At 65.2% G+C, this 14617-nt stretch carries 12 protein-coding genes; all 12 read right to left on the reverse strand.

What is annotated here, in order from left to right; translation table 11 throughout:
- Positions 1-42 precede the first annotated feature (42 nt).
- Positions 43-903: a 1-acyl-sn-glycerol-3-phosphate acyltransferase gene (locus Q8S60_RS16295; RefSeq protein WP_305668721.1), complete on the reverse strand. Its 861-nt coding sequence runs from the start codon at positions 901-903 to the stop codon at positions 43-45.
- A gap of 49 nt (positions 904-952) precedes the next feature.
- Positions 953-1351 (reverse strand): Fur family transcriptional regulator, encoded by a 399-nt coding sequence (locus tag Q8S60_RS16300; RefSeq protein WP_370867261.1) that lies wholly within the window; start codon positions 1349-1351, stop codon positions 953-955.
- A 190-nt stretch (positions 1352-1541) separates the two neighbouring features.
- Positions 1542-2033, reverse strand: a complete 492-nt coding sequence (locus tag Q8S60_RS16305; RefSeq protein WP_305668722.1) for a GNAT family N-acetyltransferase — start codon at positions 2031-2033, stop codon at positions 1542-1544.
- 1 nt (position 2034) lies between these two features.
- A complete protein-coding gene (gene tsaB, locus Q8S60_RS16310; RefSeq protein WP_305275446.1) occupies positions 2035-2727 on the reverse strand; it encodes a tRNA (adenosine(37)-N6)-threonylcarbamoyltransferase complex dimerization subunit type 1 TsaB in 693 nt (230 codons plus the stop codon).
- Between the two features lie 32 nt (positions 2728-2759).
- Positions 2760-3353, reverse strand: a complete 594-nt coding sequence (locus Q8S60_RS16315; protein WP_305275444.1) for a malonic semialdehyde reductase — start codon at positions 3351-3353, stop codon at positions 2760-2762.
- A 105-nt stretch (positions 3354-3458) separates the two neighbouring features.
- A complete protein-coding gene (locus Q8S60_RS16320) occupies positions 3459-4019 on the reverse strand; it encodes a NifU family protein (protein WP_305275443.1) in 561 nt (186 codons plus the stop codon).
- An 82-nt stretch (positions 4020-4101) separates the two neighbouring features.
- The gene (locus tag Q8S60_RS16325) at positions 4102-4608 is read right to left on the reverse strand and encodes a universal stress protein (protein ID WP_305275441.1); all 507 of its coding nucleotides are present in this window, start codon (positions 4606-4608) and stop codon (positions 4102-4104) included.
- Between the two features lie 54 nt (positions 4609-4662).
- On the reverse strand, positions 4663-5727 hold the full coding sequence (locus tag Q8S60_RS16330) for a DUF2333 family protein (RefSeq protein ID WP_305275440.1): 1065 nt from the start codon (positions 5725-5727) through the stop codon (positions 4663-4665).
- An 85-nt stretch (positions 5728-5812) separates the two neighbouring features.
- Positions 5813-6820 (reverse strand): tryptophan--tRNA ligase, encoded by a 1008-nt coding sequence (gene trpS, locus Q8S60_RS16335; protein WP_305275439.1) that lies wholly within the window; start codon positions 6818-6820, stop codon positions 5813-5815.
- A gap of 351 nt (positions 6821-7171) precedes the next feature.
- Complete coding sequence (locus tag Q8S60_RS16340) at positions 7172-10489, reverse strand: autotransporter domain-containing protein (RefSeq protein WP_305275438.1); 3318 nt, start codon at positions 10487-10489, stop codon at positions 7172-7174.
- Between the two features lie 143 nt (positions 10490-10632).
- On the reverse strand, positions 10633-12369 hold the full coding sequence (locus Q8S60_RS16345) for an alpha/beta fold hydrolase (protein ID WP_305275437.1): 1737 nt from the start codon (positions 12367-12369) through the stop codon (positions 10633-10635).
- An 88-nt stretch (positions 12370-12457) separates the two neighbouring features.
- On the reverse strand, positions 12458-14617 hold a 2160-nt coding region (locus Q8S60_RS16350; RefSeq protein ID WP_305668723.1), incomplete at its 5' end, for an autotransporter domain-containing protein.

Raw genomic sequence — 14617 nt, forward strand, 5'->3', positions numbered from 1 at the left:
GTATCGGCGCCCTGGGGCGAATGGATTGGGCGGTTCCGCCGGTCAGGCGCCGGCCACGCGCGGCGCGGTCACCTCGTGCGGCAGCTCGGCGACGGGTTCCATGTCGTCCCAGCGGCCGACCAGGGCTTGGGTGACGCCCCGGCGGCAGCAGTCCTCGCAATAGGCGGCGAGGGCCTTGCGGTTGCCGATTTCGCGGATCGTGACCGGCTTGTGATACTCGACAATGACCTCGACGGGGCCGAGACGGAATGCCTCCCAGAGATGCGGGAAAAGTTCCATATCGCCATACCAGGCGAAGAAAGGCCGGAAATACCGGCCCATCGGCATGCCGTGGAGCCGGGTATAGGCGACCGATACCGGCTGGACCACAAGGTCGTCCTCGCGGTCTTCATCGCCATTGACGATGGTGAGCTGGGCGACGCTCATCAGCGCGCTCTTGAAGGAGAGCACGCGGTTGCCATCGCTCGACGTGCCTTCCGGGAAGAGAACCAGCCGGTCGCCCGCCGCGATGCGGGCATGGATTTCATTGCGCGAATGGGCGGTGCGGGTGCGGCGCTCGCGCTCCACAAAGACGGTGCGCTGCAGCCGCGCCAGTGTGCCGAAAAACGGCCAGCCGGCGACTTCGCTTTTCGCGACGAAGGAACAGGGTTGAAGGGAGGCGAGAATCGGGATGTCGAGCCAGGATGTGTGATTGGCCGCGATCAGGCAGGCGCCGCCTTCATGCGGCTGCCCTCGCGTCGTCACACGAATGCCGATCAGTCCGCACAGAAAACGGTGATAGCGGTTCGGCAGCGCGCGCGCATAGGGCAGGCGCAGCTTCAAGCCGAGCCATTGCAGCGGCATGAGCAGAACGGCAGAGAGAATAAAGCCCGTCAGCAGTACGGCTGCACGCGCGGTTGCCATGTGCGTCTCCCGTTCTCCCAGCCGTCGTTCCGGCGAGAGACCATCGTCCCTAGTTACTCTTGCCGTCCGGCTTCTTGTTGCGATTGAGCGGCACGCCGTAGAGCTCCAGGCGATGGTCGACAAGCTCAAAGCCGAGCTCGCGGGCGATGATCTGCTGCAGCCGTTCGATTTCGTCATTGTGGAATTCGATGACGCTGCCCGTCTGGAGATCTATCAGATGATCGTGGTGCTCCTCGGGGACCTGTTCGTAGCGCGAGCGGCCGTCGCGAAAATCGTGACGTTCGAGAATGCCCGCCTCCTCGAAAAGACGAACCGTCCGGTAGACGGTCGCGATCGAGATCTTGCTGTCGACCGCCGCCGCGCGGCGATAGACTTCTTCCACATCCGGATGATCGTGCGCGACGGAGAGCACGCGTGCAATGACGCGGCGCTGATCCGTCATGCGCATGCCTTTTTCCACGCACAGGTTTTCGATCCGTTCGGGATCGTTCTGCGCGTCGTCCGGGCGAAGAGCGGCGGTGGCTGTGGTCTTGTCTGTCATCGCCAGCATCATAGGCCAAGCGCCACCTGCTTGTCATTAGCGAGCGGCAGAATCCGCCCGCGCTCCTGCCCTATAAAACCCCTCCACGATCAAGGATTTATGACAGGGTCTCCGGAGGCGGCAGGTCGTATCTGAGGGTACGTGCCGCCACCCGGGAGGCGCCCCGCACATAATAAGCGGGCCGGATGCCGACGAGAACGAAACCGAAGCGCTCGTAGAGACGGATTGCAGCCGGATTGTCCTCGGCCACTTCCAGGAAAAGAGCCTCGGCCCCGCCCGCCACGGCGCCGGCCGCGGCAGCCTGGAGGAGGCGCCGGCCGAGACCCGATCCGCGCGCTGCGGGCGCCACGCAGATGGTCAGGATTTCGGCCTCGCCGCCGCCAAGCCGCGCGAGCACGAAACCATCGGGAGTGTCGTCGGGACCAGCCATGCAGCCAAATGCACCGGGCATCGCGAGGAGGCCGGCGATGGCCGCCTCGTCCCATGCTTCATCGAAGCAAAGCGCATGGAGCGCGGCGAGCCGGGGGACCATGGACGCGTCGACGGCGCGGATCGCCGGGCCGCCGGACCGATTTTTCACGGCGGCCATCTTACGCCACCGCACCGGGATCGAGGCCGCCCGGCAATTTGGCATCGGGCGCGCGGATATAAAGGGGCTGCGGCGGCACGCGGAATGCGGCCACGCCCTCCGCCGAGAGCCGCGCCATGGCGATGCGCGCGACGGCGGCGGCGTCCGGCTGCGGACGCGTATCCGCGAGCCGGATTTCATGGCCGCGTTCCTTCAGCAGGTCCATGAGAAGATGTGAGCCCGTGCCGACCAGAACGAGGGGGCCGGGCGGCAAATGCGCCGCGACTTCATCGAGATCGGCGAGGAGGGGCCCGGTAAGCGGCATGTGAGCCGCCGAGAAGGCCTGAAGATAGACTTCATGCCGCTTCGCATCGAAAGACGACACGATGGTTCCGGCCGCCACATCGACCGGCTCGGCAATCGCCTCCAGCGTCGTCACGCCGACCAGCGGCAGGGCGAGCGCGAGAGCGAGCCCGCGCGCCGCCGCAAGTCCGACGCGGAGCCCCGTGAACGTGCCGGGACCGACGGTGACGGCCAGCGCGTCGAGGTCGCCGAAACCGAGCGCCGCCTCCGCCAGCAGCGTTTCAAGCGCCGGCATCAACGCTTCCGCGTGACCGCGCGTCCGGAGTTCGAAGACCGACGCCAGTTCGCCGTCGTCATCGCGGATGGCGGCGGAAAGCGCGCCTTGCGCGGTATCGAAAGCGAGGATGAGCAAGGCGGGAGCGCTCCGTGGCCGGACTATGAGGATCAGAGGATCTTGCAGGCTTCCTCGAAGGGAAGGCGCGGGCTGCGGCCGAACAGTGCCGAGGGATCGCCATGACCGAGATTGCAGAGGAAGTTCACCTTCACCGTGGTGCCGGCGAAGAAGGCGTCGTCGACCTTCTTCATGTCGAAGCCCGACATCGGACCACAATCGAGACCGAGAGACCGCGCGGCAATCATGAAATAGGCGCCTTGCAGCGAGCCGTTGCGGAAGGCCGTCTGCTCGGCCCACTCCTTCGACCAGTTGAACCATGTCTTGGCGTCGGGCGCATGGGGAAAGAGTTCGGGCAGGCGTTCATAGAATTCGACATCGTAGCCGAGAATGGCGGTGACGGGCGCCGCCATGGTCTTTTTCAGATTTCCTTCGGAGAGCGCGGGCGCGAGCTTCTCCTTCGCCTCGCTGGATTTCACGAAGACGATACGGGCCGGCGAGCAATTGGCGCTGGTCGGACCCCATTTCATCAGATCGTAGAGCTGCTTCAGCGTTTCGTCGGAGACGGGTGCGTCCGTCCATCCATTATGCGTGCGCGCTTGACGGAAAATGATGTCGAGCGCTTCGTCGCCGAGCTTGCCGCCCATGGCCTGTCTCCTCGTCTGATTTCAGTGGGGTATTCGAATTGAACGGCGACACGATAGCGTGTTGGCGCGGCCGGGCCAGACGCAATATCGAACGCGCGGTCAGATTCAGACCTGACGGACTTCGACGATCTCGGGGATGTAGTGCTTCAGCATGTTCTCCACGCCGCGCTTCAGCGTGACGGTGGAAGAAGGACAGCCTGCACAGGCACCCTGCATGTTGAGGAAGACGATGCCCTGCTCATAGCCCTGGAAGGTGATGTCGCCGCCATCCTGTGCGACGGCGGGGCGGACGCGGGTGTCGAGGATTTCCTTGATCTGCGACACGATCTCGCCGTCCTCGCCTTCGTGGGCGGCATGGGCGTCGTCGTCGCCGGATGCAGCCGCGAAGAGGATCGGCGCGCCGCCCGTGAAATGCTCCATGATCGCGCCGAGCAATGCCGGCTTCAGATGCTGCCACTCACCGCCCGACTTGGTGACGGTGATGAAATCGGAGCCGAAGAAAACGCCCGTCACGTTTTCGACGGCGAACAGGCGCATGGCGAGCGGCGAACGCTCGGCGGCCTCGCGCGTCGGGAAGTCGGCGGCACGGCCCTCGCCCAGAACCTCGCGGCCGGGCAGGAACTTCAGGGTCGCCGGGTTCGGCGTCGCCTCGGTCTGGATGAACATGGAAAACCCTTGCAACTTTCATGGGTTAGCGCCGGGCTGCCGGCGCCGCTTGCGCTATAGATGGACCGTGGGCGGCCGAGAATCAAGCCAGCGAGCGGATCGCTTCCTCGGTGAGGTTGCCGGGAACAACGGTGACGGGGATCGGGAAAGCCTTTTCGCTGGCGCTGGCGACCATGGTGACGAGAGGCCCCGGGCCTTCCTTGCCGAGCCCGGCGGCGAGCACGAGGATCGCGATATCCTTGTCCTCCGCGATCAACTGCATCACCTGTTCGGCGCGTCTGCCTTCGCGGATGATGAGTTCCGGCATGATGCCGGCATATTCGTTGACGTGGGCGGCGAGCCGGTGGAGCAGCTCTTCCGCCTCCTCGCGCGCCTCTTCCTTCATGATGTTCTGGACGCCGAGCCATTGCTGGGAGGCCTCGCCCGGCTCGATGACGGCGAGAAGCGTCACAACGCCGCTGGTGTGGCTCGCACGGAGGCTCGCGAAATGGAGGGCGACCTCGGATTCCGGCGTGCCGTCGACGACGACGAGGAACTTGCGCCGTTTGGGCGGCGCGACGGGACGGCTCGGTGCTTCGGATTCGCTCATGCGGCGGATGCTGCCATTGGCGGGGGCAGCGGGCAAGCGCCGGGTAAAGCCATGTTATTTCAGCAGGATATTGCTGATTTCACGAAGCTGGGTGCGGGCCCGAAGGAGATAAAAGCCCTGCATCGCGAGGTGATTGGGCTGGAACTGGGCATCCGGCGCGCCGTTCATGACCACCCATGGATCGAGCAGCGCAGCCTTGCGGAAGCTCTCGACCATCTCGTTCCAGGGCTTTTGCAGGTTCCGCTCCTTGATGATGGGCGCGAAGTCGGTGCCGAGCCCTTTCAGGATCATGTAGTAGCCGTAAAGTTTTCCCTTGGTGAGGTAGAAGACGTCGTCGGCACCGGAGTCGAAAAGGCTGCCGGCATCTTCCGTCAGATGACGGTCGATCAGGGCCGAGGATGAACCGAGATCGGCGGCGAAGCGCTCGATCGTCGCGAGCAGATTGTCGGCGCGGATGTCGTAGTTCGCGCTGCCGGCGGCGAGACGCGTGTTGTAGTTCATCAGCCGGCGGCGCGCTTCGCGGTATTGGGATTCCGAACTGGCGCGTGGCGCGAGCGAGACGCTCGGATTCCAGATCCAGACATTGCCGGGATATTGCAGCAGGCCCGCCGCGCGCTGCAGATCGGAATCCGCTTCCGAGGAGCCGCGCGTGCGGCCGAGCTGGTCGGTGAGTTCGAAGCCGAAGCGCGCCAGCGCGGACATGATGCCCTGCTGGAAATTCGGCATGTTGTCGAGCATGAAGCCCGGCATGAAGAACGGATCGTTCGCCGTCCAGGCGTTCTCGTTCACTTCGCGGTCGATCAGCGCAACCGCATAGGCGACAGCTTCGCTGCCGCCGGGCTGGAGATCGGCAGCCGAGGGCGCGAAGTCCGGATCGTCGTCGACCGTGTGAACGATCAGCATGCCGATCGGATAATAAAGCAGGATGACAATGACAATGGCGGCGGCGGCGCGCCAGAGAATGCCGCGCATGCCGGGCCTGTCGAGACGCGAGAAGAGGCCGCCGGCCTTCGCCGCGGCGCCTGTGCCGGCGGCTGCGGAAGTGCCATCGCCGGAGCGATACATCCAACGGTGACGGAGGCGCTCGCGCATACCGGCAATACGGTCACTGAAGGACATGGACGGAAACTTCCTCCGGATAATTGTTCTGGCGGGACCCTTATCTAGATGGGACGCCGCCGCCGCCGATCAAGCGGCGGCCCGCTCATATGAAACCGACGATCTCCCGAACGCGTGCGATAACGGGATCGGCGAGGGCACGGGCGCGGACGGCGCCCTTCTCCAGAACGTTGTCGATATAGGCGGGGTCGGCCATCAGCCGCTTCATTTCATCCGTGATCGGTGACAGTTTTTCCACCGCGAGGTCGGCGAGCGCCGGCTTGAAGGCGGAGAATTGCTGGCCGCCATACTGCGCGAGAACCTCTGCCTTCGTCATGCCCGCGAGTGCCGCATAGATGCCGACGAGATTGTCGGCGCCGGGGCGGCCCTGCAAGCCTTCGACGGTTTCGGGCAGGGCATCGGGATCGGTCTGGGCCTTGCGGATCTTCTTCGCGATGTCGTCGGCGCTGTCGCGCATGGTGATGCGCGAGTAGTCCGACGGGTCGGACTTCGACATTTTCTTGGTGCCGTCGCGAAGCGACATGACGCGCGTCGCCGGGCCCATGATGAGGGGTTCGGGCAGCGGGAAGAAATCCTGCGCGCCGAAGTCGTTGTTGAACTTCTGCGCCGTGTCGCGCGCGAGTTCGAGGTGCTGTTTCTGGTCGTCGCCGACCGGCACATGGGTCGCGCGATAGACGAGAATGTCAGCCGCCATAAGGATCGGATAGGCGTAGAGGCCGACCGACGCCTTCTCGCGATCCTTGCCCGCCTTGTCCTTGAACTGCGTCATGCGATTGAGCCAGCCGATGCGGGCGACGCAATTCAGTATCCAGGCAAGCTCGGCATGGGCCGCGACTTTCGACTGGTTGAAAATAATGTTCGTGGACGGATCGATGCCCGCCGCGATGTAGGCGGCAGCGACCTCGCGCGTGTTCGCGGCGAGTTCCTTCGGGTCCTGCCAGACGGTGATCGCGTGCATGTCCACGACGCAGTAGATGCATTCATGCGTCTGCTGCAAACCGACGAAATTGCGGATCGCGCCGAGGTAATTTCCGAGATGCAGATTGCCGGTCGGCTGCACGCCCGAGAAGACGCGGTTTTGGGGCTTTTCCATAGAAGGACATCCGTCGCGCTGGCCCGAACAAGGGCGAAGTTTCAGCGTGGTTATGCGGCGGGCGCGCCTCGAAGGCAATGGTGGAAAGGCGGCTCTAGTTGAGAGGGATTCTCATGTTTTAGGCCGTCTGTCATCGAACTGTCATTAATATGTCACAAAGCATTTTGAGGCCGCTCCCCTCGCCTCGTCGGGCGGTTCGCTGCAGGGGCACCGGGGATAGGGGGGTGGGGACAAACGGCTTTTGAAAAAAAAGTAATCCCCGCTTTTCGCGACAGGTGCCGCGACCCCTTCCCAAAATTTGCCGTGGACATTTCGACCCTCCCACGGGGGGAGGGTCGAAAAACTTATCCCCTAGAACTCGAATCGCAGTTCCGCCCTCAGCCCGTGGTCGCGGGCGTCGGAGGCGTATTCGCCGGCATAGGCGAGGCCGAGAGAGAGGCGGTCGCCGAGCTTCGTCCCGATGCCTGCATCGAGGGCGAGCGCATTTTCGGAGAGGGGCACGCCACGGACGGTGAAGGGCGTGGCGGGCGCGGAGGCGAAGGCCATGCGCGACGAGGGATCGACATCGCCGAAGGCATGGCGCCAGCCGAGCGAGCCGGTGAGCGCGAGCGTCTCCGTTTCGCGCCGCGCGCGGAGGCCGAGGGTCGAGACGCCGATGGTGTCGCTGGCGCTCGCGACGGTGAGCGCGGCGGGGCCGCCCTGCTCGGTGAAGCCGTCCGTTTCCACCCGGGTGACGGCAAGGCCCGCGAAGGGCGTGAAGACGATATTGCCTCGCGCGATGTCGGTGGCGGCTTCGACGGCGGCCTGAACCGTGTGGGCGTCGTAATCCGCCGTGAGATTATCCGTCAGTCCACCGACGATGACCGTGCGTTCGGTATCGGCCTGCTGGAAGCTGTAGGCGACGATGCCCGAAAGATCGACGAAGCCGAGCTTCGTGCCGCCGTAAGCGGCGGCATGGAAATTGTCGCTGTCGCCGGAAGAGGTGAGCGCATCGACATCGAAATCGGAACGGCTGTAGCCGAGCGCGACACCGATGCGGCTCGCTTCGCCGACGGATTTGTCGATGCCGCCAAGGAAACCGACCGAGGAGCGGTCGAGCGAGGCGGCGTTGCCGTCGCCATCCGTCTCGCCGGCGGAGCCGAAGATCTGGCCCCAGACACCGGTGCCCGAAGGCGACGCATCGCCGGCTGCCGGCGCGTAGCCCACCGCCGCCGTCCGCGTGCCCTTGCCGCCGGACAGGGCCCGCAGACGGGCGAGGAGAGCCTCGCGGATTTGTTGCGCCGAGAAGAAGAAGGATGTGCGGGCGCTCGCATGCGCCTCGCCGGAGAGCGCATCGAAGGCGGCGCGGGCTTCTTCCTCGGTCATGACGAGAATCTCGTCAAAGATCGCATTGCCCGCGCCGAGATTGTCGGCGGCGCCGGCCGTATTGAACTGGTTGGGCGTCAATGCCACGTCCTGGAATACCGCCGTCACGTCGAGCGTCAGGAAGACGTTCTGCGCGTCATAGGTGAGCGACGGCGTGAGAAAGGCGAAGTTCGAGGTCACGGCGTCGAAAACGCCGACGACATCGTTGGCGGTCAGAATTGTGTAAAGCGTGCTCGGCGCATAATCGCCGGCTTCGGCGAAGACACGCACCGTGCCGCCATTGATCGTCGCCTGATTGTCGACCTGCAGCAGGTCGCTGTTGCCCTGATCGTCGACTTCGACATCGAAGAACGTTCCGGCGGCGAAGGCGACGTTGTCGGCCTGCAGGGTACCGATCGAATTGCCCGGCGCGACCGCGCCGCCATTCATCACATTGATCGAGCCTGTAACGCTGCCGCTGCCACCGAGTATGCCGTCGATGGAAACCGAGACGTCGGGCAGGACGCCGTTGACCAGCAGTGTGCCCTCCTGAACCGAGGTGCCGCCGGTATGCGTGTTGATGCCCGACAGCGTCAGCGTGCCGGTGCCGGTCTTGGTCAGCGAACCGCCGACGCCGGAAATGACGCCCGAAACCACGGTCGAGAGGTTGTTGCCGCCGACGATCAGCTCCTTGCCGAGACCGAGCGTGAAATCGCCGGCGCCGGCGATCGAACCGACTTCGAGGCTGGCGGCATTGAGATTCTCGGTGGTGAAGATGCCGCCCGCCTCGACGATGAACTGCGCCGTGCCGCCCGTCGCCGCGTTACGGAAATCGACCGTGCCGCCGTTGGTCGTGGTGATGACGGCGTCGCCCGCCGAAGCCGTATCCCGGAAGAAGAGATCGCCTTCATTCTCGATCTCGGCGCTGCCGGCGGTCGAACTTTGGGTGAACTCGGCCATGTTGATGTTGACGATGACGGCGGTGCCGCCGCTGGCCGAGTCGCCGAAGGTCAGAACACCATTGTTTTCAATGCTCGCTTCATCCGCCGAACTATCGTCTCTGAAGTGGAGGCCACCATTGTTGATGATGCTGGCGCTGCCGGCCGTGGATGAGTTGAAGAAGCGCGTACTACCGTCGGCGGTGTTGGTGATTTCGGCACTGCCGGCCGTCGAGCTGTCCTCAAAGTCGATGTAGCCGCCGACTTCGATGGTCGCCGCACCGGCGCTGGCATTGCCACGGAAATAAAGCTCGGCATAGTCGACGCCGTCGCCCTGGACGTCGATGACGGCATCGTCGGCCGAGCTGTCTTCGTCGAAGACGCCGGTTGCGCCATGCTCGAAGATCAGTTCGGCAGTACCGGCGATCGCATCGGCGATGAAGTTGAGGAAGCCGCCATTGCGGGTCGTGATCGTGGCGCCGCCCGCCGTGCTGTCGTCCTCGAAATTGACTTCGCCCGAATTGTCGATTTCCGACAATGCCGCCGTCGCGTTGCCCCGGAAGTTCAGTTCGCTGCCTGCCTCAGCCGAAATCGTGGAGGTGCCCGCCGTGGCCTCGTCCCGGAAGGTCGTGACGCTGCCGTTCAGAAGCGTCAGCAAAGCGGAACCTGCGGTGACCTCTTCGGAAAGGTCCATTTGGGCAGCGTTTTCGATTGTCGCCGTGTCGAGCGTGGCGGTTCCCGAGGCCGCCATGTAGCTGTTGTTGGTGATGGTGGACGAGCCCGCGCTTGTCTCGTCGTAGAAAAGCAGCGAGCCGAAGGCATCGTTGACGATGGTGGCATTGCCCGCGGTCGCCGTGAACCCGAAATGGATCAGGTCGTTGCTCGTGATCGAGCTGCCGGCGGCCGAGCTGTTGTTATAGAAATAGATCCCTCCGGAATTGATGTTGAACTCCGTGTTGGTGCCCGCAGTCGAGTCGTTGAAGAAGCGAATGCTCGTACTGCTGTTGCTGGTGTTGAACGTCTGGGTCTCGATTCCGTTGTTGACGATGCCGTCGCCTTCGAACGAGAACCTGGCGCCGGCATTCAGATTGATGGTGAAGGCATCGGACGGGTTGCCGAATGTGATGCTGTCGAGCGTATGGATGCCGTTGACGCCGATGGTGGTCTCGGTCGAATTCCCGAAGGTGATCGCGCCATCGGGAACGGTCGGATTGCTCGACCAGTTGAGGCCGCTGTTCCAGCTGCCGCTGGCGGGATTGGCCAGCCATTGCCCGTCGACCGCCAGCGCCGGCCCCGACATCAATGCCAGCGCCGCCGTCGTCGCCATCAACATGCCGCGCCGGTTGCGCCGCGACGCCACCATTTGCCGTCCGACCGTCTTGCCCATCTTTCATACCCCCCAACCGTCCGCGGCGGGCGCGACAGGCGCCCGCTCACGGAAATTTCGATGGGCGGATTAGGGACCGGGAGCGGCAAGGCCCGCATACCCCGGATGGGGTATGCGCCGGACGGGACGGCAAAGGGATGGAATCAGGGTGCCCGGAGCGCGGCTTCCAGCCGGTCGAGCACGAGATCGGGCCGGGCGAAGAAAATCAGTTGTCCGGCATCCGCGACCTCATGCAGCACGATATTGGCGTAGCGGCCGGCGAAATCGCGAACCGACCAGACCGGCACCGCCGGATCGTGCGGCCCGTGCAGCAGCGTCACCGGCTGGGTGACGGGCGCCACATACCGGCTCCAGTCCTGCATCAACAGCCGGGCGTCGATCTCGAAGGCCTTGTAGCCCTGCGCCACCATGAAGTCGTAACCGTCGCTGAGATGCGGCAGCAAGTCGGCGCGCTGCGCCACCGGCCAGTCGGCGACGGCACTTTCGTAGAGCGCCTTCATAAAGGCGTGATGGCCGCCGCTGTCGATCAGCGCCACGGCGGCGCGCAGGATCAGCCGCGAGAAGCGCGGCGCATATTTCGTCGTGTAGGCGACGATGCGCTGGCGCGGCGCCAATGCCGAAATCTGCGCGCCCGAGGTGACCGGCACGGTGCCCGAAACGTTGAGAATATGCGGGATGCGCGATCCCATGCGCGCAGCGATCGCATAGGCATAAAGCGCGCCGCTGAGATGGCCGAGCACCGGGCAGCGCGCAATGCCAAGATGATCGAGAAGCGCCTCGGCATCGGCGGCGAAACGCTCCGGCGCGCCTTCCGCCTCGCCGTCGTGATCCGATCCGCCGAAGCCCGGACGCGCCGGAACGATGAGATTGATGTTGCGGGCGGCGAGCGCCTCGCGGTTGAAAAGCGGCGCGGCGTAGCCGTCGAGCATCCCGTGGACGAAAAGCACCGGCCGGCCCTGCGGCGCACCGATCCGCGTGTAGACGAGCTTTCGCGAGCCCTGCCGCAACACGTCGAACAGCGCCGCAGCGCGGCGCCCGCGCGCCATGATGCGGCCATCGCCACCCATGTCGAATTGCGCCAGCGCCGCCGTCATGCGGATCAGCTCGCCTTGCGAATGCGCTTCTGTTTTGCGCAGCACGGCCTTCATCTGCGTCCTGACCGTCTCGATCGAGCTCTTGCGCGCATCGGCGATTTCGCGCGCCGAGGCGCCCGCCATCAGCGCCCGCGCGATTTCGCATTCGGCTTCGCTGAGTCCAAAGGCCTGACGCAACACGGCGCCGATGCGGTCGTTCCACGCAAGGTCGGCGACACTGAGAAGGCCGAGCGGCGCATCGCCGTCGCGCGCGGGCGCGCGCGTCAGCGCGACGATGAAGGCTGAACCGTCACGGGCCGAAAAGGCGCGCGCTACCGCCAGCAGCCGCCCCGGCGGCTCGGTACCCATCCGCGCCAGCGCTTCGCGGATCTGGCGCATGCCGTCGGCATCGACCGGCAGCGCGTCGAGCGACTGTCCGGTGGCGGCGGCAAAGAGTTCGGAAGCGGCACCGTTGGCCGCGACGATGCGCCCGCCGCTGCCGAGCAGCATGGTGGGCCGGGGATCAGCCTCGACCAGCGCCTCGATCGGACGCCGGTCTTCAAGCGGCCGGCCAAGCCGTTCGAGAATGGTGAAGGCATTGAGAAAGTGCCGCTCGATCTCGTCGCGATCGGCAGGCCCACGCGCATCCATCTCCGGGCCATCGAGTTCGCGGATGGCGTCGGCGATGTGGCGCTCCCAGGCGGCCATCAATTCGTCGTAGCGGCCGGGTTCGAGCACCGTCGCATAGACCTTGTCGACCAGCCCTGCAGCTTCACCCGCCGGTGTATCGCCCCCCGCAACTTTCACTTTGGCCCCCCGCGCCGGATGCCCCCGCCGGCATTGCGGTATGTTACGTCGTACCCCGACGACCGGCCATCGGCAATTTCACCCTCGCTCAGAAGCGGAAGGCGAGTTCGAGTTGCAGGCCGTGATCCACGGCGTCCGATCCGTACTCGCCCGCATAGCCGAGAGAGAGCGTCGTGTCCCCGCCGAGCGAAAGTTCGGCCCCCGCTTCGAGGGCGAGCGCATTTTCGGAGACGGGCACGCCACGGACGGTGAAGGGCGTGGCGGGCGCGGACGCAAACGCCATGCGCGAGGCGGGATCGGTGTCGCCGAAGGCATGACGCCAGGCGAGCGAACCCGAGAGCGCGACGGTTTCGCTTTCGCGGCGGGCGCGCAGACCGAGCGTCGAGACGCCGATGGTGTCGCTGGCGCTCGCAACCGTGAGCGCGGCGGGACCGCCCTGCTCGGTGAAGCCGTCCGTCTCGACGCCGATGACGGCAAGACCGGCAAAGGGCGTCAGCACGAGGGAACCTTGAGCGAGGTCGGTGCCGGCCTCGATGGCGGCCTGGACGGTCTGTGTGTCGTAGTCGCCGGTGAGGTTGTTCGTCAGTCCACCGACGATCACCCGGCGCGAGGTATCGGCGCTCCCGTAGCTGTAGGAGACGATGCCCGAAAGATCGACGGGACCGACCTTCGTGCCGCCGTAAGCGGCGACATGGAGATTGTCGCTCTCGCCGGAAGAGGCATGCGCATCGACATCGAAATCGGAGCGGCTGTAGCCGAGCGCGACGCCGATGCGGCTCGCTTCGCCGAGGTCGCGATCGACGCCGCCGAGGAAGCCGTAGCTCTCGCGGTCGAGCGAGGCGGCGTTGCCGTCGCCATCCGTCTCGCCGGTGGCACCGAAGAGCTGGCCCCAGAGGCGCGTGCCGGACGGCAGGGCATCGCCAGCTGCCGGCGCGTATCCCGCGTCCGCCGTCTGCGAGCTGCCGCCGGACAGGGCCCGCAGACGGGCGAGGAGGGCCTCTCGAATCTGCCGCGCGGAATGGAAGTAGCCGGTGCGGGCGCTGGCATGCGCGTCGCCCGATAGCGCGTCGAAGGCGGCGCGGGCTTCCTCTTCCGTCATGGTCAGGATTTCGTCGTAGATCGCGTTGCCGCCGCCGAGGTTTTCCGCAGCGCCGGCCGTGTTGAACTGGTTCGGCGTAAGGGCGACATCCTGGAAGGCGGCGGTGAGGTCGAGCGTCAGGAAGACGTTCTGCGCGTCATAGGTGAGCGACGGCGTGAGGAAGGCGAAGCTCGAGGTCACGGCATCGAAGGCACCCGTGACCGTGTTCGCGGTGAGGATGGTGTATTGGGTGCTTGCGGCGTAGCTACCGGCGGCGGGCGCAACGCGGACGGTGCCGCCGTTGATGGTCGCGGTATTGCCGACGAGCAGCAGATCGCTATTGCCCGCCGCATCCACCTCGACATCGAAGAAGGAGCCGGCATCGAAGGCAATATCGTTCGCGATACTCAGTGTACCGATTGAATTGCCAGGCGCCAGAACGCCCCCGGCCGCCACGGAAGCATCGCCAACGGAACCCGAGCCGCCGAGCGTTCCGCCGGACAACACGTCCCAGGCACCGCCGAAAAGACTGTTCACATTCAGCAGGCCGCCGGAAACCGTGCCGGTACCGGTGAAGGAAAGGCCGTTGCCCATCAGGGTCGTCACGCCCGCGAGGTGGTTGATCGCGCCCGAGCCCATGATGCCGATGCCGAACTCGTAATCGTCTTCATCGTGGTTGAAATTGAGCGTGCCGGTGCCGGCGCCGAATTCCAGCCAGTTCGCGGTAATGCTGCCCGCCCCGCCGCCATCGCCGATATTCAGCGTGCCCGTGGAGCCCGCCCCGGAGGCGAGAACGACGGTGCCCGCCCCGGCATCAACCGATCCGCCGTCGGCCAGGGTCAAGGTCCCGTCGCCGTCGACGCCGATGGTGAAATCGATAACGGACCAGACCGATCCCGCGCCGGTGACGAGCGCCGTACCGAGGCCGCCGGTATCGAAACCGATCATGGCGTTGCCGCTTTCGGCCAGACCCCCGTCGGCAATCGTGAAATCGCCGGTCCCGACGTCGCCGACCGAGAAATCGCCAATCGAAAGCCAGTGAGATCCTGCGCCGGTGATCAGCACCGTGCCCGAGCCGGTCGTGTCGCTGCCGATCCAGGCATTGCCGAGAACATAGCCGCCGCCGGAGACCGTGAACGAGCCCGCTCCTTCATGGCTGATATAATATCC

The sequence above is a fragment of the Parvibaculum sp. genome (assembly GCF_030694575.1).
Taxonomy (GTDB): Bacteria; Pseudomonadota; Alphaproteobacteria; order Parvibaculales; family Parvibaculaceae; genus Parvibaculum.